This is a genomic window from Actinomadura graeca (genome assembly GCF_019175365.1).
In the GTDB taxonomy this organism is placed as follows: Bacteria; Actinomycetota; Actinomycetes; order Streptosporangiales; family Streptosporangiaceae; genus Spirillospora; species Spirillospora graeca.
Map to the genome: position 1 here is coordinate 2,159,767 of NZ_CP059572.1, position 26,299 is coordinate 2,186,065.

Genomic DNA, 26,299 nt, shown 5'->3' on the forward strand with positions numbered 1-26,299 from the left:
GGCAGGCGATGACAGAGATCCGGTTGCGCAGCGGCGGCCTCGGGCCGTACGACCTCCGCGGCAAGGTGGCCGTGGTGACGGGGGCGAGCAGCGGCATCGGCGCCGCCACCGCACGGGCCCTGGCACGGGCCGGCGCACAGGTGGTGGCCGGCTACAACAGCGGCCGGGAGCGCGCGGACGACGTCGTCCGTGCGCTCCCGGGGGACGGCCACCAGGCCCTTCACCTGCCGATCGAGGACACTCCGGCGCTTGAGGCCGCGGCGGCGGAGGTCTCCGGGCGCTTCGGCGCGGTCCACGTCCTGGTGAACTCGGCCGGTTCGACGGCGAAGGTCGCCCACGCCGACCTGGAGGCGATGACCGACGAGCTCTTCGACGCGATGCTCCGGACCAACGTGCGCGGCCCTTTCGCCGTCACCCGCACGTTCGTGCCGCTCCTGCGGGCGAGCGGCGACGCCGTCGTCGTCAACATCTCCTCGATCTCGGGCATGACCGCCTCGGGCAGCAACGTCGGGTACTGCGCGGCGAAGGCGGCCCTCGACAACCTCACCATGTCGCTGGGGCGCGCGCTCGGGCCCGCGATCCGGTTCGTCGGCGTGGCCCCCGCGGCCGTCGAGACGGACTTCGTCGCCGGACGGGGCCGTGACGCGATCGCCGCGCAGGCGGCGTCCACGCCGCTGAAGGTGCTGGTCCACCCCGACGACATCGCCGACGCCGTCCTCGGCGTGGTGCGGAACATGCGGGTCGCGACCGGGACCACCTTCGTGGTCGACGGCGGAAAGCACCTGTGAGGACGCGATAATGGCGGCCGTGACCGTGCCCGGTGACCGGCGGGCCGACGCGACGGAGACGGGAGTCCGCGTGGACCAGTTGCAGGCGTTGGCGGAGAACATCCGGGCGCTCCGCGCCACGCACGGGCTCTCGCTGTCGCAGCTGGCCGAGCGGTCCGGGATCGCCAAGGCGACCCTCTTCAAGATCGATCGCTGCCAGACCAACCCCACGCTCGACACGCTCACCGCGATCGCCGACACCTTCGACGTCACCGTGATCGACCTGCTGACCATGGCGCCCTCGCCGGTCGTGGACGTCGTCCACGCCGGTGAGGGGCTGGACCTGTCCGACGACCAGTCCAAGGGCGAGGTCCTGCGCAGCCAGGTGATCGGCGCCGGGACCCTGGAGATCCACTCCCAGAGGTTCCGGGTGGGCGGCGCGGAGGTCTCCCACTCCCACGGCGCGGGGACGCGCGAGCACGTGCTCGTCCACGCCGGGACGATCCGGCTCGGGCCGATCGGCCACGAGGTCGACGTCTCGGCGGGCGACTACGTCACCTATCTGGCCGACTGCCCGCACCGCTGGCAGGCGGTCAGCGACGAGGCGCACGTGTGGATCGTCCACACCTCTCCGCGTGCGGCGGCCTTCATCGACGGCTGACACCCGCGCCCGTTCTGTATCCCGCGTGCCTATCTCCCTATGCCGACCCACTTTCGTAGGGAGAGACCATGTGGAACCGGATAACGCAGGCCCTGGCCCTGCTGGCAACGCCCCTCGCCGTCGCGGCAGCCGTCGCGCCCGCCCAGGCGTCCGCCGCGGCTCCCGTCCACTACCAGCTCACCATGATCAAAGCTCCGGACGGGGCGTCCGGGAACGTCCCGCGCGCCATCAACGCCGCCGGCCACACCGCCGGTGAAGGCACCTTCCCCGGTCACGGCGCTCAGGCCGCCTACCTCAGCACCGACCCGAAACAGCTCACCCACCTGCCCGGCATCGTGCCGGGCGACCCGACCCTGGCCGACGCCACGTCGGCGTACGGCCTCAACTCCTCCGACGTCGTCGTCGGCTCCGCCTACGAGACCCTGCCGGTACGGGAGTCCGCGGTGGTCTGGCGGAACGGGACCCCGACCGATCTTCACATCCTGCCCACCGACGGCCACGTCCAGGCGCGGGCGGTCAACGACGCCGGCCAGATCGCCGGCACCGGTTTCGACACCGGGAACGCCTGGCTTTACCAGAACGGCAAGACCACCGTGCTCGCGCCGCTGCCCGGCGGCCACGCCGCCGAGGCGTTCGGCATCACGGCCGACGGCCAGGTCCTCGGACTGTCCTCGACCTCGAACGACACCACCAAGGCCGAGGCCACGGTGTGGCGCGATGGCACCCCGTCCGACCTCGGCACCCTGCCCGGCGGCACGTGGTCGGAGGCGCACGCCATGAACTCCGGCGGGATCGCGGTCGGCGCGGCCGCGGTCGGCGGCGGCGAGTTCGCGCCCCGGCACCCGGCGATGTTCGCGGGCGGCAAGGTGATCGACCTGTGGCCGGACCTCGGCGGCAGCACGTTCGGCACGGCCCAGGCGATCAACAAGGCCGGGACGATCGTCGGTGACGGCCGCTACGGGTGGGTGTACAGCAACGGCGTCCGCACCGACCTGAACACCCTGATCCCCCCGGACACGGGCCTGAAGATCACGGCCGCCTACGGCATCAACGACGCCGGCCAGATCGTCGCGTCCGCCACCACCGCCTCGAACAGGCACCTCTCGCTCGCCGTCCTGCTCACGCCCGACGCGGGCTGACGCCGGTCAGGCGGCCGCCGGCCGTCCGATGGCGGCGAGCAGCCGCCACTGCCGGGCGGGCACGCCCGTGAACTGCTCGGCGGGCAGGGCCTGCAAGCAGACATGGTCGGCGCCCGCGGCCAGGTGGGCGGCGATCCGGCCGGCCACCTGGTCCTCGCCGACGGCCACCAGCGCGTCCACGAGCCTGTCGCTTCCCCCGGCTTCGAGGTCGGCGTCGGTGAACCCGAGCCGTTGCCAGCTGGCCCGGTAGGCGGGGCCGCCCAGATAGGAGGCGATATGCTCGCGGGCCCTCGACCGGGCGTCGTCGTGACCGGTGCCGACGACCACCGACTGCTCGACGATGAGCGTCCGGTCGGGGCCGAGCAGCGCGCGGGCCCGCGCGGTGTGCTCCGGGGGGACGAGGTAGGTGATCGCTCCGTCGGCGCGGTCGCGGGCGAGCTCCAGCGCCCGCGGCCCGAGCGCGGCCAGCACGCGGGGCGGCCTGCCGGCCTCGGGAAGCCCGAGCATGGCGCGCATGCCGTCCGGCGCGTCGAGGTCATCGAGGTAGGTGCGCAGCGTGGCGAGCGGCCGCTGGAAGTCCAGTCCGAGCACGCCGTTCACGACCTGGGCGTGGGAGACGCCCAGGCCGAGCGCGAACCGGCCGGGGCGGGCGTCCAGCAGCGCCCGCGCCGAGGCGCGCAGCCAGTGCGGGTGCCGGCCCCAGATCACCGCGATGCCGGTTCCGACCACGAGCGACCTGGTCGCCGCGAGGAGCCCGGCGGCGGCGACGAACGGGTCGTGGACGAGCCCTTCGCTGAGCCACAGCGCGCCGAGTCCCAGCTCCTCCAGCTCGGCGGCCAGCTCGGCGCTCTCACCCGGCGGGTACAGGTCCAGCCCGGTGGTCCAGAGCCCGGTCGCGGGCAGGCGCAGCGGCAGCGACATCATGACCATCCTGACGAGTACAATCGGAATGCCACTCCGAATATATGGAGTGGCATTCCACTTTCGCAAGGAGCCTGATCGTGGACGATCCCGGACCGCGTCCGCCCGGCGGCGTGCGGGCGGACGCACGGCGCAGCCGCGCACGCCTGCTGGCCGCCGCGCGCACCGCGTTCGCCGCCGACGGGGTCGAGGCGTCGTTCAACGAGATCGCGCGCCGGGCGGGAGTCGGCCCCGCCACCCTGTACCGGCACTTCCCCCGCCGCGAGGACCTCATCGCCGCGGTGGTCGGCGAGAGCCTCGACGAGGTGACCGCACTGGCCGGGGACCTGCTCACGTGCACCGATCCGGTCGCCGCGCTACGGCAGTGGATCACCGCGCTGGTGGACCACATCCGCCGGGTCCGGGGTCTCGCCGACGAGATCGCGCGGGCCCTCGCCGTCCCCGACAGCACGCTGGGCCGGCACTGCACCGCCACGCTCGCCGCCGCCCGCGCCCTGGTCACCCGCCTCCAGCGGTCCGATCGCCTCCGCCCGGGCCTCACCAGCGATGACCTGGTCACGATGGCCACCGCGATCGCCTGGGCCACCGACCACGGCGCCCCCGGCGATCCGGACGCCCGCGCCGATCACCTCATCGACATGCTGCTCCACGGCGCCGTCCGCTGACCCGGCCCGTCGGCGGGCTCAGCCGATCTCTTCGGCCAGGGCGACGATGATCCCCGCGGGGCCGCGGAGGTAGCAGAGCCGGAACATGTTCTCGAACCGCGCGACCTCGCCGAGGAGTTCGGCGCCGTGGGCGCGCAGGCGGGCGATGGTGTCGTCGATGTCGTCGACGGCGAACATGACGCGATGCAGGCCCAGCGTGTTGGGCGGCGGGACCTTCGGCTCGGCGCTGGACGCCGCCGGGTCGTGGTACTTGGTCAGCTCCAGCTTGCCGTGGCCGTCCGGGGTCCGCATCATGGCGATCTCACTCCGGACCCCGTCGAGACCGACGGTGAGATCCGCCCAGACGCCTTCGATCCGCCCCCTGCCCTCCAGTTCCATGCCGAGCTCGGCGAAGAAGGCGACCGCCGCGTCCAGGTCGTCAACGACGATGGCGACGTTGTCCATCCGCTTGATCGTCATGCCTCCGAGCATAGTGAACACGCCGACGCCGGACGCCGGGCGGGCGTTGTGGGCGGCCCGCCCGGCGTCGTCGTCGTTCAGGTCATCGCGTCCCGAGCAGGACGGACGGCGGTACCCGCGTCGCCAGCGGCGGCAGCTTCGTGCCGGTCCCGGCGGTGCCCGCCTGGGTGGCCATCGCGCTCGCGTCCGCCGGTCCCCTGGTCCCGGGGGCCGGTTCCGTGTCCCGCTCGAACGGCTGGACGTCGCCGACGCACACCTTGCCCGCGGGCGGCAGCGTCCCGTTGACGAGGTAGCCGTCGACGCCGGTCGTCACGCACGCCGAGGTGCCGTACGCGGTGTGGCCCCAGCTGTTGCTGGACAGCAGCCGGCTGCCGGGCAGCAGCCTGCTGGACGAGACCGCGTCGTCGTAGTTCGTGGCGGGATCGTAGTAGTTGCCGACGAACAGGACGGGAGCGTTCGTCCGGCGGTTGAAGGGGCCGGTGTAGGCGTCCTCGTCGCGGACCTTCCAGGCGTCACCGGCGCACTGGACGCTGGCCCAGCCCCACGCGCGGCCGAAGTAGGGGGCCCGCTTGTCGGCCGCCGCCGTCAGCGCGGGCCAGTTTCCCGCCTTCCCGGGGTGCGAGCCGTCGGTGCAGACGACACTGCTCAGCGCGTCGAGGCCGTTCTCGTAGGGGAAGTCCTTGGCGACGACCTTCTCCGCGGTGTCCTTCCGCCGCTTGACCTCGGCCCGGCGCTGCGCGATGCGGGCGGCGAGGGCCTTACGCGCCGCGGCCGCCTCCGCCGCCGTCGAGGTGGACGAGGTCGCCTTCCACAGGTCGGTGACCATCGCGTCGATGATCTGGTAGCCGTCCGGGGCGTACAGCTCACCGAGGGCGCCGCCGATGAGATCGGCATAGGTGACCTTCACGCCGTCGATGTCGGCGGGCTTGGCCTTCAGACGCTTGGTGAGGACGTCGAAGTTCTTGACGGGGTCTCCGAATTCCGCGAACAGGCACTTCTTCTTGCCCGCCTTGCCGCAGCGGATCAGTATTTCCTTCAGCGCCTTATATGCTCCGTCGGCGGAACGCAGCCGGTCGTCCAGGATCTGGTCGGAGGTCTTGGGCGTGCCGACCCAGGAGACGGGGTTGAGGACACCGTCGGCGACCACGGCCCGCAGGCGGTCGGGGAACATGTTCGCGTAGTACTGGCCGAGGGCCGTGCCGTAGCTGAAGCCCAAGTAGGACAGCTTGGCGTCGCCGACCGCACGGCGCAGGACGTCCATGTCCCGCGCCACTTCGGCGGTCGACATCGCACCGGCCAGCTTCTTCCCGGTCGTCGAGCAGCCCTTGCCGAGCGCCTTCGCCGACTTGATGTAGGCCGCCTCTTCCTTCGTCCCGACCGGGAACGCAACGCTCAGTCCCGCCAGCGCGAGCGTCTGGTCCCTGGTGGACGTGAAGCAGGTGACGTTGGAGCTGAACCCGACGCCGCGCGGGTCGAAGCCGACGATGTCGAAACGGTCGAGGACGTCCGCGCCGAGGAATTCACGTGACTGGTAGGCCAGGGCGGTGCCCTGGCCTCCTGGCCCGCCCGGGTTGACGAACAGGCTGCCGATCCGCTTCTTGGCGTTCCGCGCCTTCATCCTGAGGACGGCGATCTCGGTGGTCTTGCCCTTCGGGTCGTCGTAGTCCAAGGGCAGCCGGACGGTCGCGCATTCGGCGTCGCCGTAGCACTTGTACCAGGCGGGCTTGGGGGTGGGCACACTGTCGACGCGCTTCTGCTCGGCCGGGCTCGTGACATCGCCGGACGGGGCGTGGGGGGTGCCCGGGGCGGCGAAAGCGGTGACGGCCGAGGCGGGCACGAGCACCGCGCCGACCAGGCCGGCCGCGAGAATGCTGTGTCTCAGGCGCATGCGGTTCCCTTCGTGGGGATCGATGCCTTATCCGCGCAAAGTGCGGATTGGTGCACTGATTCTCGTGTGCACCACTCGGTCCCGTGAACCACCGCCGGGCCGACATCCCCTCCGAAAGATCATGCCGGGGACCGATTGACGGCCTCCCGCGGCCTGCCGGACGGCGCGGTGGCCCAGGGATGGCCCAGGGATGGCCCAGGGATGGTCCGTCGAGGACTTCGAGGAGGCGGTTCCCACGGGGCGCCCTCCCGGCTTGAAGTTTTGACCCCGGGCGCGGGATTGTGGAAACGATCTTCAGTTGAAGTGGGATTTCCAGATTTTCCACTCCGCGGGGCGAAGGGTTGAGCTGGGATTTTGTAGATCATTCTACGGTTATTCACATCGGCCGTCGAAGGCGGCGGAGATCGAAGCAAATTACCATCCCCGAATCAGACATAGGTCGCGTCCTGTCAGCCCGGGTCGCGGCGACACGGCTCCGCCGAAGCGAGGTCCCCCGTGAAACGAACCGGCCGTCTGTCCCTGCTGGCCGCCACTGTCGTCCTGTCGCTGGTGCCCGGTCCCTGGGCCGGGGCTTCGACGACGGCGAGCGGCCAGGCCGCCCCGGCGGCCGCCCCCTTCTGCTACGAGGAGCCCTCCACCCCCGGGGCCGACATCAGCGACCTCAAGTCGAAGTTCAGTTCCTCGAACTGGATGCCGACGCTCCAGGAGATGTACAAGCGGCGCTGGCCCAGCGGGGAGAAGCTGGCCATCGCGCAGGCGAACGACAAGTACTGGACGCAGTTCGTCAACACCAAGAGCTTCGACGGTTTCGCCGAGTCGATGATGGTCGCGATCCACGAAGAGACCCACATGTGGGACCTGGATCCGTCCCGGACCAAGTGGGACGTGCACATGGGCGCCTGGATCAACGCCTCGCAGCAGGCGACCGCCGTCCCGCTGCAAGGCGGTTTCCCGCGCAAGGAGATCCTGCCGCTCATCACCGACAAGCTGAGCGACAGCATGGACGGCGTCTACCTGCGGGACTCCCAGCAGGGCACCTACAAGCTCCAGGGCGTGCTGGCCGAGCAGAACGCCGGTCTGACCGGGCTGCCCGCGGTCACCGTGGTGCAGGAGTTCATCAAGGGGGTCGGGGCCAGCAACGCCCGGGACATCGCGGCCACCAACCTCCGCTACCTGCTGCTCTACCTGCGCGTGGCCAAGGACAAGCACGCCGACTACTGGGCCAAGATCAAGGCCGAGCCGAAGCTGCGCGAGTTCGTCCTGACCCAGTTCCTGCGGACGGCCTACTGGCTGGAGAAGTCCGCGCCCTACACCGGCAAGGTCGGCGGCCCCGACGCCGACAAGATCACCGCGACGAACTACTCCCCGGCGAACATCGCCATCCTTGAGGAGTTCACCGGCGCCACCGTCCGCAAGGACACCAACAAGAACTGCACCACCTGACCGGCGACGGAGCGTCTCCCGCCCCGGGACGGCCGGGCCGCGCCGGCGGCGTCCGGCCGCCCGGGGCAGGTCACCGCAGCGGCGCGTGGACGCTCTTGAGCTGCGTGTAGGAGTGCAGGTCCTCGATGGACTCCTCGCGGCCCAGGCCGGAGTGCTTCCAGCCGCCGAAGGGCGTCCCGGCGAAGTGCCGGGAGACCTCGTTGATCCAGACGTAGCCGGCTTCGAGCAGGTGGGCGACGCGCAGGGCGCGGCCGACGTCGCGGGTCCAGACGCTGCCGGTGAGGCCGTAGGGCAGCGCGTTGGCGATCCGTACCGCCTCGTCCTCGTCCTTGTAGCGCAGGACCGACAGGACGGGGCCGAAGATCTCCTCCCGCGCGACGCCGTGTTCCGGGCGGACGCCGGTCAGGACGGTGGGACGCAGCCAGTGCCCGCGGGCGAACGGCTCGCCGGACGGCCTGGACGCGCCGGTGAGGACCTCCGCCCCGGCCTCGACGCCCGCCCGGATGTGGCGGTTCACCGTCTCCAGGTGCGCGGCGGAGATCAGCGCGCCCATCTGCGTGTCCGCGGACAGGGGGTCGCCGACGCGGATGTCCTCGGTCAGCCCGCGGACGCGGTCGAGGAAGTCCGCGCCGATGGACTCGTGCAGGAGCAGCCGGCTGGTCGAGCCGCACGACTGCCCGGCGCTCCAGTGGAAGTTCATGCCGCGGACGGCGGCCTCCGCCGCCGCGTCCAGGTCGGCGTCCGGGAAGACGATCATGGCGTTCTTGCCGCCGAGCTCCAGCGTGATGTTCTTGATCCCGCTCTCGGCCGCCGCGCGGAGCACGGCCTGCCCGGTGCGGACGCTGCCGATGAGCCCGATGCGGTGGACGTCGGGATGCCGGACGAGCTCCTCGCCCGTCGCGGGCCCGCTCCCGGCGAGGACCGACAGCACGCCGGGCGGCAGCTCCCCGGCGAACAGCGCGCCGAGGCGCAGGGCGGACAGGGGCGCCTGCGGCGGGGCCTTGAGGACGACCGCGTTCCCCGCGAGCAGCGGCGCGGCGATCTTCGACGCGGCGAACATCACCGGATGGTTGTACGGGACGATCCGCCCGACCACGCCGTACGGCTGCCGGACCGTGAAGTGCAGCAGGTCGGCGGTCGAGGGGACGGTGTCCCCGCCCAGGCGCAGCGCCCAGTCGGCGTACATCTCCAGGGTGTCGACGGCCAGCGCGACGTCGCCCAGCATCGCCGTGCGCGGATGGCCGCAGTCGAGCGCGTCGAGGGTGGCGAGCTCCTCGCCGTGCCCGGCGACGATGGCCGCGAGCCTGCGCAGGGTCCGGGCCCGTTCGCGCGGAGCCAGCCGCGCCCAGCCCGGATAGGCCCGCCGGCCGGCGGCGACGGCGGCCCGGACGTCCGGCGCGCCCGCGTCGGGGACGTCCGCCAGCGGGGTGGCGGACGCGGGGTTCTCGGTCTCGTAGCGGGCACCGGAGGCGGCGTCGGCCAGCCGGCCGCCGATGAGGAGCTTCGGGTCGCGGGGCATCGTGCCGTCCTCAGACGCGGTAGTGATCGTGGACCTCGGGCGCGAACAGGTCCTCGGCCGTCAGCGGGTTCGTGGTGAGCCCCTGGCGCCGGCACATGCGCAGGAACGCGTCCAGGGTGGTGCGGTTGGGCTCGATGCCGTACGGCCAGAAGTCGCCGCCGAACAGCCGCCGGACCCGCTCGGTGTGCGCCGCCTGCCACGGGACGGGGATGCGCGACGCGTTCACCTCCGCGGCCCGCTCCAGGCCGCGCCGCTTGGCCTCCTCGAAGGCCGTCATGAGGTTCATGGCGACCCAGGGGTGCCGGTCGTGCAGGACGGCCCGCAGCACGATCACATGCATGATCGGGAAGACCCCGGTGCGGGCGAAGTAGGCCCGTTCGACCTCCTCGGGGTCGGTGAACAGGCGGCGGATGCGCCCGGTGTCCCGGAGCGGATGCGCGGCGATCACGGCGTCCACCTCACCGGCGGTCAGCAGGTCGCCGAGGGTCGTGTCGGGCCGGCGCTCGATCCGGATCCCGGCGGGCGGTTCGAAGGGGATGCCCTCGACGCGTCCGGGTTCGTGGGTCCCGGCCTGCACCCAGGTGACGTCCTCCAGGCGGACGCCGTGGTCGGACTCCAGCAGGTCCCTGGCGTAGACGGTGGCGGTCTGCGTCCATTCGGGGACGCCGATCCGGCCGCCGCGCAGCGCGGCGGGGTCGTCGGCCGGCCCGTCCTCCCGGATGAAGATCGCCGAGTGGCGGAACAGGCGCGAGGGGAAGACGGGGATGGCGGTCAGCGAGTCGTCACCGGACCCCCGCAGCGCGCAGTACTTCGCCATCGACAGCTCCGAGACGTCCCATTCCCGGTGCCGGGCGAACCGGAAGAAGATCTCCTCCACCGGATGGTTCAGCACGGTGAGCGCCACCCCAGTGACAGGGACGGACCCCGTGCACAGGTCCCTCACATGGTCGTAGTCGTTGACCGCCAGGCTGACGTGCACCCGCGGGGCCCAGGCGTCCACGGGGGCTACTCCCCGCGGGCCAGGAATCCCAGCACGGCGGCGGTGAACCGCTCGGGCTGCTCGATGTTGGACAGGTGCGCGGCGTCCAGCATGAGCAGTTCCGCGCCGTGCACCCTCTCGGCGAGTTCCTCGCTGTGCTCGGGACGTGTGGCCGGATCGTGCTCGCCGCCGATGACCAGGATCGGCACGCTGACCGTGCCGATCTGCCGCCGGTGGTCGAGGGTGCCGAGCGCCGCGCTGCACCCGTAGTAGCCGTCCTCGGAGTTCGCGCGGAAGACGCGCTTGAGGTCCTCGATCACGTCCGGGTGGCGGGTGATGAAGGCGGGGGTGAACCAGCGCGGGACGATCTGCTCGACCAGCCCGTCCAGGCCGAGGTCGCGGATCGCCTCCAGGCGCGGCGCGATGGCCTGCGGCGGGATGAAGATGCCCGCGTTCGCGACGACGGCGCGGCCGAGGCGCCCGGGCTCGTTGATCGCGAGCCACTGGCCGACCATGCCGCCCAGCGACAGCCCGCAGTAGTCGGCGGTGGCGACGCCGGCCGCGTCGAACACCGCGAGCGCGTCGCGGGCCAGCAGCTCGATGTCGTACCCGCCGGCCGACGCCTCGGAGCGGCCGTGGCCCCGCATGTCGTAGCGGATCACCCGGTGCCCCTCGGCGAACGCGTCGAGCTGCGGATCCCACATGGTGATGTCGGTGCCCAGGGAGTTGGACAGGACGAGCGGCGGCGCGCCGGGATCGCCGTCCTCCCGCACGTAGAGCCGGACGTCCTTGGTCTGGGCGAAGTACTCTCTCATGGCCGTTCCTCTTCGGTCGGGGCGGACAGCGGCCGGCCCGCGTCGCCCGGCAGCGGCGCGGCGTGGACGGCCAGGAGAAACGCGACGCCGGAATAGTGGCCCACCAGCACGGTCAGCTCGACCAGGCACCCGGTGCCGATCAGCTCGGCGGCCCGCGCGTGGGTCCGGTCGCCGACCCGGTGCCGTTCGAGCAGCTCCGTGACGACCTCGGCGACGGCCCGCTCGGCGGCGGTGCCCTCGACCGGCTTGCCCGCCCGGATCAGATCGAGCGTTCGGGGTGGCAGGCCCGCGGCGAGCGCCGGATCCTCGTGGGCGTACCAGATGAAGTCCGCGCCCCAGAAGCGGGCGGTCACGAGGATCGCCAGCTCACGCAGCCGTCCGGGCAGCGCGCCCGCCGCGAGCCGCTCGGACATCTCCGCCCACGGCGCGTGCAGCCCAGGCGCGAGGACCAGCGGCAGCCGGGGTCCGTACGGGCCGCCGAACCGGGCGACGGACGAGTCGTGGATCGCGGCCTGCTCCGGCGACATCCGCTCCGGCAGCGGCAGCCGCGGCCAGCCCGTCACGCGGTCCTCCCGAGCTTGAGCAGGCGGGCCGCGTTGTCCTTGAGGACCAGCGGCCGCACCTCGTCGCGGATCGCGAGCGCGGCGAAGTCGGCGAGCCAGCGGTCGGGGGTGATCATCGGATAGTCGGAGCCGAACAGCACCTTGTGCTTCAGCGGGCCGTTGACGTGGCGGACGAGGATCTCCGGAAAGTACTTCGGCGACCAGCCGGACAGGTCGATGTACACGTTCGGCTTGTGGGTCGCGACCGCCAGCGCCTCGTCCTGCCAGGGGAAGGACGGGTGGGCGATGACGAGGTCCATGCCCGGGAAGTCGGCCGCGACGTCGTCGAGGAGCATCGGGTCGGAGTACTTCAGCCGGATCCCGCCGCCTCCCGGCAGCCCGGCGCCGATCCCCGTCTGCCCGGAGTGGAAGAGGGCGACCAGCCCGGCGGCCGCGATCTCCTCGTACATCGGGTAGTGGGCGTGGTCGTTGGGCCAGAACGCCTGGGTGCTCGGGTGGAACTTGAAGCCGCGCACCCCGCGCTCGATGCACGTCCGCACCTCGCGCACGCCCAGCACGCCCTTGTGGGGGTCCACCGAGGCGAACGGGATCAGCACGTCGGAGTGCTCGGCGGCCGCGTCGATGACCTCGTCGTTGGGGATGCCGGACTGCCCGCTGCCCGCGCCCGAGTCGACGGTGAACAGGACCGCCGCCATGTTCCGCGTCCGGTAGTGCCCGGCGAGGTCGGCCACCGTCGGCTCGTCGACCTCGCCGCCGAAGTAGCGCGCGGCGGCGTCGGCGAAGGTCCGCGCCGTCTCGTCGAGGGGGGCGCCGTCGGCCCGGCGCTGTACGTGGGTGTGCATGTCGATGGCGACGACTGCTTCCGGATCAACGGGCATGGGGTTCACCGTAGCCGATCGATCGTTCGATCACAAGCGGATGTCGGAACACCCGGATCGACTGGTATACATGAGGCATGGAGCCCACCCGGACGGGTCGAGACACCGCGGACACCATCCAGCAGGCGGCCATCAAGCTGATCCATAGCAAGGGATACGAGGGGACCTCGATCCGCGACATCGCCCGCGAGGCGGATGTCGGGATCGCCACCCTCTTCCATCACTTTGGCAGCAAGGCCGAACTTCTCGAACGAACGCTCAAGACGGAGTTCGACTATCTGCTCGGCCGGATGGAGGCCGCCGTCGACGGCGTCGACGATCCGGTGGAGCGGTTCGCGGCGGCGGTACGCGTCCACGTGGTGCTGCACTGTGAGAAGCCCGAGAGCTCGATCGTGAACACCGAGCTGCGCAGCCTCGAACCGGTCCCCCGCGCCGAGGTCCAGGTCAAGGTGGAGCGCGTTCAGGCGATCTTCAGCTCGACGCTGCTCGCCGGGGTCGAGGCGCGCCGGTTCCGCTGCTCCCGACCGCGGGAGACGGCGCGGGCCGTGCACGGCATGTGCTCGTCGGTCACCTCCTGGTACCACCTGGGCGCCGGGATGACACCGGACGAGGTCGGTGACCTGTACGTCGAGCTGGCGCTGCGGCTGGCCGAGGCCGACGCCCCGCCACCGCCCGCGCCGGGGAGGACGGGACGGAGCCGGGCCCGCCGGTCATGACCGCCGGTCGTACATGATGCGGCGGTAGAGGTCGTAGAAGCCGCGGATCGGGCCCTCGGACACCATGTCCCCCGCCACCGGCGGCTCGATCCCGCGGCCGCCCAGCTCGACCACGCAGTTCCGGTCGGGGTTGGCGGACATCCCCGCGCGGGAGAACTCGAAGACCTCGGTGTCGTCGATGGAGATGAGCCCGGCGGCGCCGACGAGGTTGGCCATCCGCACCCTCCGCCGCCGCAGGTCGGCGTCGTCGCCGGCGTAGCCGAAGAAGGTCCAGACCAGCTCGAACTCCTCGGGCCCCTTGACGACGACGTTGCGGCACTGGAGCAGGTTGTTCTGCTGCTGCACGGTGAAGGCGGGGAACATCGTCACGATCTGGATGGTGACGTCGTCGTCGTACTCCTTGACCGAGGCCAGCGGGCGCATGTCGTTGAGCTGGAAGTCGCGCTTGAGCGAGCGCATCTCCTCCGTGCCGGCGACGTCGTCCAGGTCGTTGCGGATCGAGGAGACCACGTTGTGCGCCCTCGTCCGGGGGTCCTGGAGCAGCTCCCCCTTCTGGTCGATGCGGTAGAGCCCGAAACTGATCAGGAACACGTGCAGCAGGCTGGCGTGGTAGGAGTCCTTCATGTTCTCCGGGTAGAGCTTCCAGTTGGCCCGCACGCGCTGCCGGTGGTACCCGAGCACCTCCAGCGCGCGGCCGTCGAAGACCCGGGTCAGGCGGGCCCAGATCTCCTCACCGAGGTAGTCGCGCATCGCCGGCGCGTTCTCGTCGAACGTGGCGAAGACGGCGCCGTTGACGGTCTCGACCCGGAGCCGGCGCAGGCCGTGGTCGGCGGGGTCGAAGTCCCGCGGGTAGCCGCCCTTGCCCTTGACGCCGCGCCGGAACGGGACGCCGATCAGGTCACCGCGCAGATCGTAGGTCCACTGGTGGTAGGGGCACATGAGCTCCCTGCCGTGGCCGAACTTGTCGCGGCACACCTCCAGCCCGCGGTGGGAGCAGATGTTGAGCACCGCGCCGATCTCGCCGTCGGCGGAGCGGGTGACCAGCACCGACTTCTCGCCGACGACCGAGCGCATGTAGTCGCCCGGCTCGGGGATCTCGCAGGCCAGGCCCACGAAGCTCCAGAACGGGCCGTAGAAGATCCGGTCGAGTTCGCGGCGGTAGTTGTCGGGGTCGGAGTAGACCCAGTTCGGGATCCGGCTGTTGTCCTCGGACGGCCAGGGCCGCTCGTCGAGGTCGGTGGGCATCGGGGCCTCCCTAGAGCGGGTAGATGATCGTGCTGGGCAGGGACTCGGTGTCGCACACGACGACCCGCTCGGCGAAGCGCAGCACGCCGTCGTCGAACCGGAGGCGGTCGAAGGTGCGCGCGGCCAGCAGGAGCCCGGTGGGCTGGTCGCTCATCGTCTGGTGCACGGTGAGCATGCTGCGGCTGAGGAGGTCGCCGCCCTCCCGCCCGGTGACGCGGACCGAGGTCACCGCGTGCGACATGTACCGGGGGGCGAACACCATCGTGTTCCGGATCGCGGTCAGCCGGTCGATGATGCCGCCCCGGCTCTCGGCCAGGACCAGCGACACCGGGAGCCCGCGGTCGTGGTTGACGCGCGGGACGATGCGGTAGAGGCACTCTTCGACGAAGAAGCCCGGCCAGTCCTCCAGCGCGTCGTCGCAGACGCATTCGCTGTAGCGGGCGTAGAGATCCTGCACCGCGTAGAGGTCCTGCACCGCGTGCCGGTCGTCGATCATGGCTGGGCCTCCGTCCTCGTCGTCACGCGGATCTCGCCGTCGTGCTCGGTCACCGGGTAGGTCGTCAGCGGTTCGTCGACCGGGGGGCCGAGGCAGGATCCGTCGCGCACCTCGAACCGGCCACCGTGCAGCGGGCACTCGATGACGCCGTCCTCGAGCCAGCCGTCGGTGAGCATCGCCCTGCCGTGCGTGCAGATGCCGGCGGTGGCGTAGAGCCGGCCGCCGACGCGGTACAGCGCTATGTCGAGCCCCTCGACGCGGACGTCGAGCATCTCGCCGTCGGCGATCTCGTCGCTGCGCGCGACGACCCGGCCCGGATCGTCCGTCATGAGCCGCTCCTCACCAGGGCCGCCAGCGGGACCGCCGGATCGGCCAGGGCCGCCCGGTCGACGGGCCGGCCGCGCGCGATGAGCGCCCGTGCGGGACGCATCTCCCGGGGCCGGTCCACGGTCGCGGCGGCGACCGGGACACCGTCGCGCAGGGCGACGACGGTGAAGCCGCGCCCGGCCGGGTCCCGGCGGCACACGGGATCGGGCCAGCCCCGCACCGCGCCGGCGACCTGCACGTTGACGTCGTACTGGTCGCTCCACGACCACGGGACCTCCTCGTACGGCCGCCGGTCGCCGGCGAGGCCGCGCCCGACGGCGATCGCCTGGTTCTGGGCGTTGTGCCACGATTCGAGACGGATCCCGTGTCCGAGCGGCGGGTGGTGGAACCTCGCGACGTCCCCCGCGGCGTACACGCGGGGGTCGCTGGTGGCGCCGAACTCGTCCACGAGGACGCCGTCGGCGACCGCGATCCCGGCCGCCGCCGCCAGCTCGTCGTTGGGGACGGCCCCGATGCCCGCGACGACGTGGCCGGCGGTGACGACGTCGCCGTCCCCGAGGTGGACGTGCACCCCGCGCGGGCCGGTCTCGATCCGGTGGATCCGGGCCCCGAGCAGCAGGCGGACGCCGTGGGCGGCGTGCACGTCCGCCAGATGGTCGCCGACCATGGCCGGCAGGACGCGTTCCATGAGCCGCGCGGCCTGTTCCAGCACGGTCACCTCCAGGCCCCGCCGCGCGGCCGCGGCCGCGACCTCCATCCCGATCAGGCCGCCGCCGACGACGATCAGCCGCCGGCCGTCCGCCAGCACGGCGCGCAGCCGCTCCGCGTCGGCGATGCCGCGCAGGTAGAGCACGCGTTCGGACGTCCCGCCCGGCACGGACAGGCGGCGTGGCCGCGCACCCGTGGTGAGGACGAGCCGGTCGTACCGGATCTCACCGCCGCCGTGCAGCGACAGCACGCGCCGGTGCCGGTCGAGCCGGGTGACCTTCCGGCCGAGCCACAGGTCGATGCCGGCGCCGGCGTAGAACGACGCCGCCTTGATGGCCACCTGCTCCGCCGGCATCGGCCCCAGCAGGAACTCCTTCGACAGCGGTGGCCGCTCGTAGGGCGGGTACGCCTCGTCGCCGATCAGCGTGACGGCCCCGCGGTGGCCGTGCTCGCGCAGGCTCGCCGCGACCCAGCCGCCGGCCTGCCCGGCACCGACCACGACGACCCGCTCCTCAGCGCCTGCCGGGTTCGCCATGTGACTCACTCAGCAGCCCCAGCCGCTCGTAGACCTCGCGGTTGCTGACCTGGAAGACGCGCGCCGGGCCGTCCACCGCGCGATGCGCGGCGGGCATCCGGGACGGGATCGTGAACACGTCGTTGGCCGTCCACGAGACACGCCGGCCGCCGATGACCGACTCCCCCGATCCCTCGATCGGGACGCAGACGGTGCTGGCCGTCGACTGGACCGGGACCGTGAACTCCCCGGCCTCGACCTGGAGCATCGTGCAGTCCAGCATCGACATCGCCGGGCCGCCGGTCAGCGGGTTGACGTACCGGACGCGCCGCGACCCGTCGGGGGCCGCGGGCGCGTTCTCCAGTGCCCGCACGACGTCGCCGAGCGGATAGCGGAAGACCGGGGAGTGGGTCCGCCCGGCCGCCTCCGCGGACTCCCCGCCGCAGGGCGCGATGTTCGCGACGGCGTACGCGGCGTCGGCCGGGTGCGCGGGGGCGCCCACGACCGGGCCGGGCTGGAACTCGTCGGTGCCGAGCGCCAGGTGCAGCGCGACGTCGAGGACGTCCACCCACACGGTCGGGCCCGTCCCGTCGGACACGTGCTCGTGCCAGCACCAGGCCGGCGTGATGACGAGGTCGCCGCGCTCCATCGGGCAGACCTTGCCGTCGACGACCGTGGCCGCGCCCGACGCCTCCAGGACGAAGCGCAGCGCGTTCATCGAGTGGCGGTGCGGACGGGCCCGCTCGCCGGGCAGCAGCAGCTGCAGCGCGGCGCTGACCAGGCCCGTGGTCGCCTCGTCCTCCGGGGTGGCGGACTTCGGGTTGACCAGCGACAGCACCCGGCGCTCGACGACCTCGGGGGAGGTGACGGACGCCACCTCCCTGAGCACCGGGGCGAGCTCGCGCCAGGGCCACAGGTGGGCCTGCTCTCCGCCCCGGTCGGTCTGGTGGGCGGTCGGGCTCTCCCACAGCGGCACCACGTGCGCGGCGGCCATGGCGTCCCTGACGTGGGCGGGCACCGTGGACCGGCGCTCCCGCGCGATGTTCATGACGTTCTCCTCTCCTCGGGTCCGCCGGGCGGCCAGGGGACGACGACGCCGGCCCAGGCGTCCGCCGCGACGGCGCCGGACTCGTGACGTTCCTCAAGCTCGTAGTCGAGGCGCAGTCCCCCGTCGGCCGGCTCCGCCGAGACGGCACGGCCGCTGATGAGCAGCCGCTGGCCGGGGCAGGCGATGGCCCGGTTCCGCCAGCCGAAGCGCACCAGCCGGGCCCCGTCGCCGACCGTGCGGAGCAGGGCCTGGCTCAGGAAGCAGGCGTGCAGGTGGGCCTGGACGAGGACGTCGGGGTGGCCCTCGCTCCGGGCGTAGTCGCGGTCGTAGTGGATGCGGTGGGGGTTCCAGGTCGCCGCGCTGAACAGGAACGCCTGGAGGTGGGTCGCGACCCGTTCGACGGGCGTGATCCGGGCGAGCTCAGGGGGGATCTCCACGGTGTCACGCGGCCCTGACGATCGGGGTCTCACGGCAGGTGACCACGGTGGTGCCGTCCGGCTTGCGGTAGGTCGTGACGAGGAACAGCACCAGGAAGGGACCGGAACGGCCCTGTTTGAGCGAGACATCCTCCAGCGTGCAGGAGATCGTCAGCTCGGTGCCGTCGAAGACCGGCTCGTGCAGGTCGAGATCCTGGCCGCCGCCCATCAGGCGGAACCCGTCGAGCGGCAGCCATCCCGTCCGCTCGCTGCCGGTGCCGTCCGCGCGCAGCGCCGACATCGGCCTGCCGGTCCCCCACTCCTGGACGGACGACACGAAGATCGGCGGCGCGACGTCCTCGGGGATCGGGTCCGGGTCGTCGGCGGCGAGCGCGAACCGCACGAAGTCGCGCCGGTCCACGCGTCCGCGGGTGGGCGGCCCGGACGTCCCGATCATCGCGCGCAGCCGCTCATAGGCCGTGGTGAGTTCGGTCACGATGGCCTCCTCTTCCTGACATCGGCGCGCAGCAGCCGCTTGTCGATCTTGCCGACCGAGGTCAGCGGCAGCGCGGCGCGGAACTCGACGATCGTGGGCACCTTGTACGCGGCGAGCCGCTGCCGGCAGTAGGCGAGCAGCTCGGCCTTGCTGAGCGCGGTGCCGGGCTCCGGCACGAGCACCGCCAGGACCGCCTCGTCGCGCATCGGATCGGGCACGCCGACGACGGCGGCCCGCGCGATCAGCGGATGCCCCACGAGGACCGCCTCGACCTCGCTGGCCGAGATGCTCTCCCCCGCCCGCTTGATGACGTCCTTCTTCCGGTCGAAGAAGTAGAGGTAGCCCGCGGCGTCGGCGGTGGCGTAGTCGCCGGTGCGCAGCCATCCGTCGCCCATCACCGCCGCGGTGGCCTCGGGATCGAGGTGGTAGCCGAGCATCAGCGTGCGGCCGGGGACGCCGTGCACCAGGATCTCCCCGACTTCGCCGGGGCCCGCCTCACGTCCGTCGTCGCGGACCAGCCGGACGCGGCGCTCCATGGCGGGGAGCCCGATGGACGGCCACCGCTTGGGCCCGTTGACCGGGCACACCGACACCCCCGCCACGGCCTCGGAGAGCCCGTAGCCGTTGATCAGCTCGACCGCGAAGCGCTCCTCGAACGCCGCGCGCTCCTCGTCGGTGACGTTCAGCGCGAACGCGACCCGGCGCAGCCGGTGCCGCCGGTCGCTCACGGCGGGCGGCCGGGCGAGCAGGGTCCGCACGAGCATGCCCACGAGGCTCGTCTGGGTCGCGTCGTACTCGCGGATCCGCTCCCAGAACACCGAGGCGTGATAGCCCTCCAGCACGATCAGCGTCCCGCCGGCGGTCAGCGCCGCCAGCATCGACAGGGCCTGCGCGTTGAGGTGGTAGAGCGGCAGCGCGGTGAGCAGGCGGTCGGTGTCGTCCAGCAGGTACGAGCGGACCACCATCTCCCCGGCGAAGATGCAGTTCGCGTGGGTGATCAGCACGCCCTTCGGGCGGGACGTGGTGCCGGAGGTGAAGAGGATCTGCACGGGCTCCTCCTCGCCGGCCTCCGCCCGTCCGTCCCAGGGCTTGGCCACGCGGAGCCCGTCCCAGGACCAGCGGCCGACGCGGACGAGCCGGTCCGTGCCGGGCAGGACGTCCTCCAGGCGTTCGAGCATGGCGTCGGTGCCGATCAGCAGCCGGGCACCCGACCTCTCGATCACGTACGCGATCTCCGCGGGGTGGTCGCGGATGTTGCAGGGGACCACGACGGCCCCGAGCCTGATCACCGCGAAGTACGCGATGACGAACTCCGGCGAGTTGCCGAGCGCCAGCGCGACCCGGTCGCCCGCTTCGATCCCGAGGTCGCGGAGCCCCCCGGCCACGGCGCGGGTCTCCTCCGCGAACCCCGCGTAGGTGTAGCGGGTGACCTCGCCGGCGTCGTCCTCGCAGATCAGCCATGGCTTGTCCGGGTACCGCCGCACCCGCTCCTCAAGCAGGTCGGTCAGGGTCCGGTGTCCGAGCATGTCCAGCATCAGTCGTCCCGGGCGCCGAGACCGAGCATGTTGCGCGCGATCATCCAGCGGTGGATCTCGGAGGTGCCGTGGCCGATCCGCCACAGCCTGGCCTGCCGGTAGAGGCTCTGGACGGGCGAGTCGAGCAGGTAGCCGCGGCCGCCGAGGACCTGCAGGCACCGGTCGGTGACCCGGTCGGCCATCTCGGTCGCGGCCAGCTTGGCCATGAACGCCTCGTTCTGGATCGGCTGCCCGGTGTCGGCCATCCAGGCGGCCCGGTGGACCAGCAGCCGTGCCGCCTCCAGCTCGACCAGCGAGTCGGCGAGCATCCACTGCACGCCCTGCCGGGTGGCGATCGGCTTGCCCCAGGTGGTGCGCTCCTTCGCCCACGCGACCGCCTCGTCCAGCGCCCGCCGGGCGATCCCGAGCGCGATCGCGGCGATCTTGAGCCGCCCGTGCGTGAGCTGTTTCGCGGCCACCGCGAAGCCCGCGTTCCAGCCGCCGAGGATGTTCCTCTTCGGCACCGCGCAGTCGTGGAAGGCCAGCTCGAACGGCAGCCAGTCGTCGCCCATGGTCGGCATCGGGCGGACGATCTCGTACCCGGGTGACCCGCTCTCGACCAGCAGGCACGTCACCCCGTGCGCGCCGGCCGCCGGATCGGTGGTCGCGAACAGGATCACGAAGTCGGCGACGTCGGCGAGCCCGATGAACATCTTGCGCCCGGTGACGCGGACGATGTCGCCGCCGGGATCGTCGATCACCGTCTCCAGGTGGCCGAAGTCCGACCCCGCCTGCGGCTCGCTGAAGGCGAAGCAGCTCTGCTTGGCGCCGTCGAGGACCGGGCGGAGGAAGCGCTCGCGCTGGTCCTCGTCGGCCAGGAACAGGCACGGTTCCGGGCTGCCGCCGAACTCCAGCCGCAGCGGGGACCGGTACAGCTCCTCGATCGTCAGGCACAGCCCGAGGTGGCCATGGCCGAGACCGCCGAACTCCGGCTCCACGTCCACACCCCACAGGCCGCGCTTCCTGGCGCTCGCCTGGAGGTCGCGCCGGCTCGCGTTGTCGAGCGTGCCCGACTCCAGGAAGGCCGCCTCCAGCGGTGCCAGCTCCTCGAGCCGGAACCGCCGCGTGCGGTCGACGAGCTCGCGGAGCTCCGCCGGGACTGTGAAATCCATGGTCCTCCTCGACTGTCACCCGATCGATCGTTCGATCAGCTTAGAACGTGCGATTCGCGCCGGTCAACACCCCGGGACCGCCTCAGGGCCGAGCACGAGGTCGATCGCGGCGATGACCCGGTCGCCGTGGCGCTCGGCCTCCAGCCGACACTCCGGCGTGAAGAGGAAGTCGGTCTCGTTGCGGGTGTCCCTGGCGACGTGGTCGGTGTAGGGCGCCACGGTCGTGTGGATCTCGTCGCTGAGCCCGTCGTCGAGGTAGAGCTGGGCGGTGAGCACGTTGCGGCGCTCCCGGTGGACCTTGACGTGGACGTGCGACGTGCGGCTCACGTACCAGCCGGGATAGATCGTGGTGAAGCGGGCGATCCCCGAGGCGTCGGTGGGCTGGGCGCCGCGCAGGTAGGTGGCGTCATCGGTGCGCGTGGACTCGGGTTCGCCGCGGCTGTACGAGCCGTCGGAGGGCCCGGCGTCCCCGCCCGGCATGGGGCCGGCAGGGAGCCCGTCGTCCCCCATCGGGATCGGTATCTCCATCCGGGAGATCTCCTCGAAGCCGGAGTAGACGCCGGCGGCGTCGCAGTGCCAGACCTCGACCATCGCGCCGTGGACCGGGACGGTCTCTTGTGGGGGGGCGACCCCCCACACCCCCCGGAACGGCCCGGTCTCACCGCCGCGCGTCTCAAGGACGCGCAGGACGAGGCGGGTCTCCAGGCCGCGCCGGTCCTCCCGCAGGTCGGCGCGCACGAGGTCCACGTCGAACCAGTACGGCCCGTCGATGGCCCCGGGCGTCGGCCCGGTGCGCGGCGACCGGTCCAGCAGCGCCGCCGCGATCTCGTCCTCCCGGGCCGCACCGACCTCTCGTTCCACCCCTGACCTCCCGAAATAGATCGAACGTTCGCTTGGTATGCTAGCCTCGGACGATGTCCCCGACCAGCGACCCGGCCGCGCACGTGCCCGAGCCGGCGTTCTCCGGTGTGCGCGCCGACCTCTCCGTGCCCGGCGCCAGGCTGACCTACTGGGACACGCGCCGGCCCGGCCCGGCGGTGGTGCTGCTCCACCCGCACACCGGGAACGGGGCGGTCTGGGCGCACCAGCACGCCAGGTTCGCCGCGCGCGGCTACCGGACGATCTCCTACTCCCGGCGCGGGCACTGGCCGTCCGAGACGACACCGCCCCCCAAAGCGGACACGGCGGACCCGGGCGACACGGCGGGGACCTTGCCGTCCGGCGCCGACGACCTGGAGGCGCTGCGCGCCGAACTCGGGCTGGAGCGCCTCCACCTCGTCGGCGCCGCGCTGGGAGGCGCCTACGCCGTGGACTACGCGCTGCGCTTCCCCTCCAGGGTCACGACGATGACGCTGGCGTCGAGCCTGGCCGGGATCCGCGGAGCGGGCGCGCTTCCGCCGGGCTGGGACGATCTGCCCGCCGAGGTCCAGGAGCTCGGCCCGGTCTACCGGGCGGCGGACCCGGCCGGGACGCGGCGCTACGCGCAGCTCACCGCGCTCCCCCGCCCGGCCGTCCCGCAGCCGGTCACCCGCGCGGGCACCGTCGCGGCGCTGGCCGGGCTGTCCGTGCCCACGCTGGTGGTCGCCGGAGGGGCCGATCCCTACCAGCCGCCGCCGAAGGCGCGGGAGCTCGCCCGGAACATCGCGCGGGCGGAGCTGGTCGTCCTGCCCGAGGCCGGGCACGTAGGCTTCTGGGAGTTCCCGGGACCGTTCAACGACGCCGTCCTGGACTTCCTCGACCGGCACCGGGATCACCCGAACTCGCGCTGCAACGCGGCCCAGCGCCGCCCGCACTCGACCGAACCCTCGACGTAGCGCGGCGGGGCCTCCAGGTAGGGCGGCCTGCTGGGGCCGATGTCGACCAGCCCGGCGTGCTGGAAGCGGACGTGCCCGAGCTGGATGCTGTAGTCGACGAACTCGGCCAGCCCGCCGCCCGCGAACATCGGTTCCTCCGCCCAGGCGACGCGCCGCGAGACCTCCTCGGCCCGTCCCCAGTCGCGGCCGAGGACGGCCGTCTCCAGCGCGGCCATCGCCGCCGGCGCGCAGGCCACCGCCCCCGACCAGCAGGCGGACGCGAGGTCCGGATGGTCGCGCGCGACCGGGTACCAGTCCGGCGCGTTGGGGAGCACGCACAGGCGCCCGGCGACCGCCACGAGGTCGCGTTCCAGCGCCGGCCCGCCGGTGTGCTTGGCGGCGATGACCTCGGGGATGGCGGCGAGCCGCTCGTACGCCTCGGCCGAGATCTTGCCCTTGAACGCGGGCGGGTTGTCGTAGACGACCAGGGGGACGCCGGGCAGCGCCTCGGCGATGTCCCGGTAGTAGCGGACGATCGCCGTGTCGTCCATCGCGAGCCACATCGGCCGTCCCACGAAGAGGCCCGTGGCCCCGGCCCCGACGAGCGCGCGGCCGCGATGGATCGTGTCGCGGGTGTTGAGCGTGGTGATCCCGGCGAACACGGGAACCGCGTCGCCGGCCGACGCCACGACGCACGCGACGAACTCCTGGAGTTCCCCGGCCGTGAGGGTCGCGCACTCGCCGAAGGTGCCGGTGGTCATGAGCGTCGTGATGCCGTCGCCGATCACCGCGCGGACCATCCGCTCGGTCTCGGGCAGGTTGACCGTGTGCTCGGCGTCCCAGCGCCCGGCGTCCGGGGTGGCCGGCGTGGGCACGATGCCGACCACGCCGCGCAGGTCGGTGGCGGTGATCATCGGCCGGCCCCCGCAGGCGCCGCCGTCAGCGACTCGCGCGCCGCCGCGGCGATCTCCTCGGCCCCCGGGTAGTAGGCCCGCTGCAGCGGCTCGGGCAGGGGGACGTGCGCGAACGGCGGGGCGACGCGGCGTACGGGCGCCTTGAGCCAGGCGAACCCCGGCCCGGCGGCCAGGGCCGCGATCTCCGCCCCCGGGCCGTACGGGGCGACGGCGTCGTGCACGACCACCAGCCGCCCGGTGCGGCGCAGCGTGGCGAGGACGGCCTCGCGGTCCAGCGGCATCAGGCTCCGCAGGTCGACGACCTCGGCGTCGATGCCGTCGAGGTCGAGCAGCCGCGCGGCCTCGGTGGCGCGGGCGTGGGCGGCGCCCCAGGTCACGAGCGAGACGTCGGTGCCCGGACGGGTCACCGCGGCGCGTCCGATGGGCACCAGGTGATCGCCGCCGGGGACCTCCCCCTTCAGGCCCCACAGCGCGAGGCTCTCCAGCACGATCACCGGATCGGGGTCGCGGACCGCCGACTTCAGCAGGCCCTTCAAGTCCGCGGGGCTGCCCGGCGCGACGACCTTCAGGCCGGGCACGTGCGCGAGCCAGCCCTCCAGGCTCTGGCCGTGCTGGGGCCCCGCCGCCTTGCCGGCCGCGCCGATCACCCGCACCACCATCGGGACGGAGAACTCCCCTCCGGAGACCGAGCGCATCTTGGCGGCGTGGTTGACGAGCTGGTCCGCGGCGAGGGTCAGGAAGTCCGCGAACATGATCTCCACGACCGGGCGCAGGCCCGTCATGGCGGCGCCGACGGCCGCCCCGATCAGCGCGCCCTCGCTGATCGGGGTGTCCCGGACCCGGGACCCGCCGAAGCGGTCGAGGAGGCCCCTCGTGGCGAGGAAGGTGCCGCCGGCGCGCGCGACGTCCTCGCCGAAGACCACGACGGCGGGATCGCGTTCCATCTCCTCGCCGAGCGCCTCGGCGACCGCCTCGCGGTACTTGATCGTGCGGCCGGACCGGTGCCCGGCGCCGGGGCCGGTGGCGGGGACCGGGGCGGCGGGGACCGGGCCCCGGTGCTCGCCGTAGACGTCGTCCAGCAGGTCGACGGCGGTCGCCTCGGGGTCGCCGAGCGCGGCGGCGGCCGCGGCCTCCAGCGACGTCTCCGTCAGCGCGTCGATCTCCGCGGCGAGACCGTCCGGCAGCGCCGGGCGCAGCCGGTCGAGGGGGTCGCGGCGCCTCCACTCCTCGACCTCGGCACGGTCGCGGTACCGCTGCGGGTCGCCCTCGTAGTGCCCGCTCGTCCGGTAGGTGACGCATTCCAGGAGGGTCGGCCCCGCGCCGCTCCTCGCACGTCCCACGGCCGCCTCGGCGGCGGCGCGCACCGCGAGCGCGTCGTTGCCGTCGACGCGCACGCCGGGGATGCCGTACGGCTCTGCCAGCCGGTACGGCTCGGCGGCCAGATGCATGTCCGTCGGCAGCAGCTCCGCGTACTGGTTGTTCTCGCAGACGAAGACCACGGGCAGCCGCCACAGCGCGGCGAGGTTCAGCGACTCGTGGAACGCGCCCTCGGCCACCGCGCCGTCCCCGAAGAAGGCGACCGCCACCTCGTCGGTGCCGCGCACCTGCGCCGACCACGCCGCGCCGACGGCGATCGGCAGCCCGCCGCCGACGATCGCGGTGGCGCCGAGGATGCCGCTGCCCGGGTCCGCGATGTGCATGGAGCCCGCCCGGCCCTTGCAGTAGCCGGTGACCCTGCCGGTGAGCTCGGCGAACATGCGCCGGGGGTCCCCGCCCTTGGCCAGGCAGTGCCCGTGGCCGCGGTGCGTCGTGGTGATCGTGTCGGACGGGGCGAGCACGTCGCAGACCCCCGCCGCCACGGCCTCCTGCCCGAGCGACAGGTGCAGGTTCCCGCTGAGCTCGCCGGCGCGCAGCAGGCGGGCGGCGGCGGTCTCGAAGCCCCGGATCAGGGCCATCGTCCGGTAGAGGCGGGTCGCCCGATCGTCCTTCATGACCGCTCCTGGAACTCGGCGAGGAGCTGGCCGACCTCGACCTCGGCGTCCTCCGCGACGTGGATCGCCGTCACGACGCCGTCGACCGGCGCCTCCAGCTCGCTGGTGGCCTTCGCGGCCTCGATCTCGACCACGGGGTCGCCGCGCCGTACGGCGTCACCGACCGTGACGAGCCACCGGGACACGGCGACCTCGTCCATGGCGGTCCCGAGCAGGGGCACCACCAGGGGCACGAGTGCGGACTCCATCTGA

28 protein-coding genes are annotated in these 26,299 nt (G+C 72.6%); 7 read left to right on the plus strand and 21 right to left on the minus strand.

Features of this window, described 5'->3' with window-relative positions:
* Positions 1 to 8 precede the first annotated feature (8 nt).
* The 3 genes from AGRA3207_RS09865 to AGRA3207_RS09875 all read left to right on the plus strand — a co-directional run bounded on the left by AGRA3207_RS09865 (position 9) and on the right by AGRA3207_RS09875 (position 2,567).
* Positions 9 to 788, plus strand: coding sequence for an SDR family NAD(P)-dependent oxidoreductase (locus AGRA3207_RS09865; RefSeq protein ID WP_231334270.1), 780 nt, complete (start codon positions 9 to 11; stop codon positions 786 to 788).
* A gap of 19 nt (positions 789 to 807) precedes the next feature.
* Positions 808 to 1,428: a helix-turn-helix domain-containing protein gene (locus tag AGRA3207_RS09870; RefSeq protein WP_231334271.1), complete on the plus strand. Its 621-nt coding sequence runs from the start codon at positions 808 to 810 to the stop codon at positions 1,426 to 1,428.
* A gap of 68 nt (positions 1,429 to 1,496) precedes the next feature.
* Complete coding sequence (locus AGRA3207_RS09875) at positions 1,497 to 2,567, plus strand: hypothetical protein (protein ID WP_231334272.1); 1,071 nt, start codon at positions 1,497 to 1,499, stop codon at positions 2,565 to 2,567.
* Positions 2,568 to 2,573: 6 nt separating this feature from the next.
* On the opposite strand, the gene AGRA3207_RS09880 is transcribed toward AGRA3207_RS09875, so the two are convergent.
* Positions 2,574 to 3,497 carry a TIGR03620 family F420-dependent LLM class oxidoreductase gene (locus tag AGRA3207_RS09880; RefSeq protein ID WP_231334273.1) on the minus strand — a complete coding sequence of 308 codons (924 nt, stop codon included), beginning with the start codon at positions 3,495 to 3,497 and terminating at the stop codon, positions 2,574 to 2,576.
* Between the two features lie 71 nt (positions 3,498 to 3,568).
* On the opposite strand from AGRA3207_RS09880, the gene AGRA3207_RS09885 reads away from it, so the two are divergent.
* Positions 3,569 to 4,153: a TetR/AcrR family transcriptional regulator gene (locus AGRA3207_RS09885; protein WP_231334274.1), complete on the plus strand. Its 585-nt coding sequence runs from the start codon at positions 3,569 to 3,571 to the stop codon at positions 4,151 to 4,153.
* 18 nt (positions 4,154 to 4,171) lie between these two features.
* Here the strand turns inward: AGRA3207_RS09885 and AGRA3207_RS09890 are convergent, their stop codons facing one another.
* Together AGRA3207_RS09890 and AGRA3207_RS09895 are read right to left on the minus strand one after the other, a co-directional pair.
* Positions 4,172 to 4,597 (minus strand): VOC family protein, encoded by a 426-nt coding sequence (locus tag AGRA3207_RS09890; RefSeq protein ID WP_231336273.1) that lies wholly within the window; start codon positions 4,595 to 4,597, stop codon positions 4,172 to 4,174.
* Between the two features lie 97 nt (positions 4,598 to 4,694).
* Positions 4,695 to 6,500, minus strand: a complete 1,806-nt coding sequence (locus AGRA3207_RS09895; RefSeq protein WP_231334275.1) for an alpha/beta hydrolase — start codon at positions 6,498 to 6,500, stop codon at positions 4,695 to 4,697.
* A 495-nt stretch (positions 6,501 to 6,995) separates the two neighbouring features.
* On the opposite strand from AGRA3207_RS09895, the gene AGRA3207_RS09900 reads away from it, so the two are divergent.
* A complete protein-coding gene (locus AGRA3207_RS09900; protein WP_231334276.1) occupies positions 6,996 to 7,943 on the plus strand; it encodes a hypothetical protein in 948 nt (315 codons plus the stop codon).
* A gap of 70 nt (positions 7,944 to 8,013) precedes the next feature.
* Here AGRA3207_RS09900 and AGRA3207_RS09905 read toward each other — a convergent pair whose 3' ends face one another.
* The 5 genes from AGRA3207_RS09905 to AGRA3207_RS09925 are packed head-to-tail and all read right to left on the minus strand — an operon-like array spanning position 8,014 to position 12,697.
* A complete protein-coding gene (locus AGRA3207_RS09905; protein ID WP_231334277.1) occupies positions 8,014 to 9,462 on the minus strand; it encodes an aldehyde dehydrogenase family protein in 1,449 nt (482 codons plus the stop codon).
* A 10-nt stretch (positions 9,463 to 9,472) separates the two neighbouring features.
* Positions 9,473 to 10,462: a substrate-binding domain-containing protein gene (locus AGRA3207_RS09910; protein ID WP_231334278.1), complete on the minus strand. Its 990-nt coding sequence runs from the start codon at positions 10,460 to 10,462 to the stop codon at positions 9,473 to 9,475.
* 5 nt (positions 10,463 to 10,467) lie between these two features.
* Positions 10,468 to 11,256: an alpha/beta fold hydrolase gene (locus tag AGRA3207_RS09915; RefSeq protein WP_231334279.1), complete on the minus strand. Its 789-nt coding sequence runs from the start codon at positions 11,254 to 11,256 to the stop codon at positions 10,468 to 10,470.
* Positions 11,253 to 11,819 carry a carboxymuconolactone decarboxylase family protein gene (locus AGRA3207_RS09920; RefSeq protein WP_231334280.1) on the minus strand — a complete coding sequence of 189 codons (567 nt, stop codon included), beginning with the start codon at positions 11,817 to 11,819 and terminating at the stop codon, positions 11,253 to 11,255. The genes AGRA3207_RS09915 and AGRA3207_RS09920 overlap by 4 nt, the downstream gene beginning before the upstream one ends.
* Positions 11,816 to 12,697 (minus strand): amidohydrolase family protein, encoded by an 882-nt coding sequence (locus AGRA3207_RS09925; RefSeq protein WP_231334281.1) that lies wholly within the window; start codon positions 12,695 to 12,697, stop codon positions 11,816 to 11,818. The genes AGRA3207_RS09920 and AGRA3207_RS09925 overlap by 4 nt, the downstream gene beginning before the upstream one ends.
* A 77-nt stretch (positions 12,698 to 12,774) precedes the next feature.
* Between AGRA3207_RS09925 and AGRA3207_RS09930 the strand changes: the two genes are divergently transcribed.
* Positions 12,775 to 13,413, plus strand: coding sequence for a TetR/AcrR family transcriptional regulator (locus tag AGRA3207_RS09930; protein ID WP_231334282.1), 639 nt, complete (start codon positions 12,775 to 12,777; stop codon positions 13,411 to 13,413).
* On the opposite strand, the gene AGRA3207_RS09935 is transcribed toward AGRA3207_RS09930, so the two are convergent.
* From AGRA3207_RS09935 to AGRA3207_RS09980, 10 genes are all read right to left on the minus strand, one after another.
* Positions 13,408 to 14,658, minus strand: a complete 1,251-nt coding sequence (locus AGRA3207_RS09935) for an aromatic ring-hydroxylating oxygenase subunit alpha (RefSeq protein WP_231334283.1) — start codon at positions 14,656 to 14,658, stop codon at positions 13,408 to 13,410. The genes AGRA3207_RS09930 and AGRA3207_RS09935 overlap by 6 nt on opposite strands.
* A gap of 10 nt (positions 14,659 to 14,668) precedes the next feature.
* Complete coding sequence (locus AGRA3207_RS09940) at positions 14,669 to 15,154, minus strand: aromatic-ring-hydroxylating dioxygenase subunit beta (protein WP_231334284.1); 486 nt, start codon at positions 15,152 to 15,154, stop codon at positions 14,669 to 14,671.
* A complete protein-coding gene (locus tag AGRA3207_RS09945; protein ID WP_231334285.1) occupies positions 15,151 to 15,483 on the minus strand; it encodes a non-heme iron oxygenase ferredoxin subunit in 333 nt (110 codons plus the stop codon). The genes AGRA3207_RS09940 and AGRA3207_RS09945 overlap by 4 nt, the downstream gene beginning before the upstream one ends.
* A complete protein-coding gene (locus tag AGRA3207_RS09950; RefSeq protein ID WP_231334286.1) occupies positions 15,480 to 16,724 on the minus strand; it encodes an NAD(P)/FAD-dependent oxidoreductase in 1,245 nt (414 codons plus the stop codon). Before AGRA3207_RS09950 ends, AGRA3207_RS09945 begins: the two co-directional genes overlap by 4 nt.
* Positions 16,702 to 17,751, minus strand: a complete 1,050-nt coding sequence (locus AGRA3207_RS09955) for a cupin domain-containing protein (protein WP_231334287.1) — start codon at positions 17,749 to 17,751, stop codon at positions 16,702 to 16,704. Before AGRA3207_RS09955 ends, AGRA3207_RS09950 begins: the two co-directional genes overlap by 23 nt.
* Positions 17,748 to 18,188 (minus strand): hotdog family protein, encoded by a 441-nt coding sequence (locus tag AGRA3207_RS09960; protein ID WP_231334288.1) that lies wholly within the window; start codon positions 18,186 to 18,188, stop codon positions 17,748 to 17,750. The genes AGRA3207_RS09955 and AGRA3207_RS09960 overlap by 4 nt, the downstream gene beginning before the upstream one ends.
* Positions 18,189 to 18,192: 4 nt before the next feature.
* Complete coding sequence (locus tag AGRA3207_RS09965; RefSeq protein WP_231334289.1) at positions 18,193 to 18,663, minus strand: FAS1-like dehydratase domain-containing protein; 471 nt, start codon at positions 18,661 to 18,663, stop codon at positions 18,193 to 18,195.
* The gene (locus AGRA3207_RS09970) at positions 18,660 to 20,198 is read right to left on the minus strand and encodes an AMP-binding protein (RefSeq protein ID WP_231334290.1); all 1,539 of its coding nucleotides are present in this window, start codon (positions 20,196 to 20,198) and stop codon (positions 18,660 to 18,662) included. The genes AGRA3207_RS09965 and AGRA3207_RS09970 overlap by 4 nt, the downstream gene beginning before the upstream one ends.
* Positions 20,198 to 21,349, minus strand: coding sequence for an acyl-CoA dehydrogenase family protein (locus tag AGRA3207_RS09975; protein ID WP_231334291.1), 1,152 nt, complete (start codon positions 21,347 to 21,349; stop codon positions 20,198 to 20,200). Before AGRA3207_RS09975 ends, AGRA3207_RS09970 begins: the two co-directional genes overlap by 1 nt.
* A gap of 63 nt (positions 21,350 to 21,412) precedes the next feature.
* Entirely contained in the window at positions 21,413 to 22,210 is a 798-nt protein-coding gene (locus AGRA3207_RS09980) for a peptidase associated/transthyretin-like domain-containing protein (RefSeq protein WP_231334292.1), read from the minus strand.
* Positions 22,211 to 22,263: 53 nt separating this feature from the next.
* On the opposite strand from AGRA3207_RS09980, the gene AGRA3207_RS09985 reads away from it, so the two are divergent.
* Positions 22,264 to 23,163, plus strand: a complete 900-nt coding sequence (locus AGRA3207_RS09985; protein WP_231334293.1) for an alpha/beta fold hydrolase — start codon at positions 22,264 to 22,266, stop codon at positions 23,161 to 23,163.
* Here the strand turns inward: AGRA3207_RS09985 and AGRA3207_RS09990 are convergent.
* Genes AGRA3207_RS09990 through AGRA3207_RS10000 form a run of 3 tightly spaced genes read right to left on the minus strand, consistent with a single transcriptional unit; the run spans position 23,100 to position 26,295 of the window.
* Positions 23,100 to 24,056, minus strand: coding sequence for a dihydrodipicolinate synthase family protein (locus tag AGRA3207_RS09990; protein ID WP_231334294.1), 957 nt, complete (start codon positions 24,054 to 24,056; stop codon positions 23,100 to 23,102). The two genes, AGRA3207_RS09985 and AGRA3207_RS09990, sit on opposite strands and share 64 nt — an antisense overlap.
* On the minus strand, positions 24,053 to 26,047 hold the full coding sequence (locus AGRA3207_RS09995; RefSeq protein WP_231334295.1) for an alpha-ketoacid dehydrogenase subunit alpha/beta: 1,995 nt from the start codon (positions 26,045 to 26,047) through the stop codon (positions 24,053 to 24,055). The genes AGRA3207_RS09990 and AGRA3207_RS09995 overlap by 4 nt, the downstream gene beginning before the upstream one ends.
* Positions 26,044 to 26,295 (minus strand): lipoyl domain-containing protein, encoded by a 252-nt coding sequence (locus AGRA3207_RS10000; RefSeq protein ID WP_231334296.1) that lies wholly within the window; start codon positions 26,293 to 26,295, stop codon positions 26,044 to 26,046. Before AGRA3207_RS10000 ends, AGRA3207_RS09995 begins: the two co-directional genes overlap by 4 nt.
* Between the last annotated feature and the right edge of the window lie 4 nt (positions 26,296 to 26,299).

What these genes read in the sequence shown, in the direction of transcription:
- AGRA3207_RS09865 (WP_231334270.1), top strand. Translation starts at nt 9, where the DNA reads ATGACAGAGATCCGGTTGCGCAGCGGCGGCCTCGGGCCGTACGACCTC.
- AGRA3207_RS09875 (WP_231334272.1), top strand. Translation starts at nt 1,497, where the DNA reads ATGTGGAACCGGATAACGCAGGCCCTGGCCCTGCTGGCAACGCCCCTC.
- AGRA3207_RS09880 (WP_231334273.1), bottom strand. Translation starts at nt 3,497, where the DNA reads ATGGTCATGATGTCGCTGCCGCTGCGCCTGCCCGCGACCGGGCTCTGG.
- AGRA3207_RS09890 (WP_231336273.1), bottom strand. Translation starts at nt 4,597, where the DNA reads ATGGACAACGTCGCCATCGTCGTTGACGACCTGGACGCGGCGGTCGCC.
- AGRA3207_RS09895 (WP_231334275.1), bottom strand. Translation starts at nt 6,500, where the DNA reads ATGCGCCTGAGACACAGCATTCTCGCGGCCGGCCTGGTCGGCGCGGTG.
- AGRA3207_RS09905 (WP_231334277.1), bottom strand. Translation starts at nt 9,462, where the DNA reads ATGCCCCGCGACCCGAAGCTCCTCATCGGCGGCCGGCTGGCCGACGCC.
- AGRA3207_RS09915 (WP_231334279.1), bottom strand. Translation starts at nt 11,256, where the DNA reads ATGAGAGAGTACTTCGCCCAGACCAAGGACGTCCGGCTCTACGTGCGG.
- AGRA3207_RS09925 (WP_231334281.1), bottom strand. Translation starts at nt 12,697, where the DNA reads ATGCCCGTTGATCCGGAAGCAGTCGTCGCCATCGACATGCACACCCAC.
- AGRA3207_RS09930 (WP_231334282.1), top strand. Translation starts at nt 12,775, where the DNA reads ATGGAGCCCACCCGGACGGGTCGAGACACCGCGGACACCATCCAGCAG.
- AGRA3207_RS09935 (WP_231334283.1), bottom strand. Translation starts at nt 14,658, where the DNA reads ATGCCCACCGACCTCGACGAGCGGCCCTGGCCGTCCGAGGACAACAGC.
- AGRA3207_RS09940 (WP_231334284.1), bottom strand. Translation starts at nt 15,154, where the DNA reads ATGATCGACGACCGGCACGCGGTGCAGGACCTCTACGCGGTGCAGGAT.
- AGRA3207_RS09945 (WP_231334285.1), bottom strand. Translation starts at nt 15,483, where the DNA reads ATGACGGACGATCCGGGCCGGGTCGTCGCGCGCAGCGACGAGATCGCC.
- AGRA3207_RS09950 (WP_231334286.1), bottom strand. Translation starts at nt 16,724, where the DNA reads ATGGCGAACCCGGCAGGCGCTGAGGAGCGGGTCGTCGTGGTCGGTGCC.
- AGRA3207_RS09955 (WP_231334287.1), bottom strand. Translation starts at nt 17,751, where the DNA reads ATGAACATCGCGCGGGAGCGCCGGTCCACGGTGCCCGCCCACGTCAGG.
- AGRA3207_RS09970 (WP_231334290.1), bottom strand. Translation starts at nt 20,198, where the DNA reads ATGCTGGACATGCTCGGACACCGGACCCTGACCGACCTGCTTGAGGAG.
- AGRA3207_RS09975 (WP_231334291.1), bottom strand. Translation starts at nt 21,349, where the DNA reads ATGGATTTCACAGTCCCGGCGGAGCTCCGCGAGCTCGTCGACCGCACG.
- AGRA3207_RS09985 (WP_231334293.1), top strand. Translation starts at nt 22,264, where the DNA reads ATGTCCCCGACCAGCGACCCGGCCGCGCACGTGCCCGAGCCGGCGTTC.
- AGRA3207_RS09990 (WP_231334294.1), bottom strand. Translation starts at nt 24,056, where the DNA reads ATGATCACCGCCACCGACCTGCGCGGCGTGGTCGGCATCGTGCCCACG.
- AGRA3207_RS09995 (WP_231334295.1), bottom strand. Translation starts at nt 26,047, where the DNA reads ATGAAGGACGATCGGGCGACCCGCCTCTACCGGACGATGGCCCTGATC.
- AGRA3207_RS10000 (WP_231334296.1), bottom strand. Translation starts at nt 26,295, where the DNA reads ATGGAGTCCGCACTCGTGCCCCTGGTGGTGCCCCTGCTCGGGACCGCC.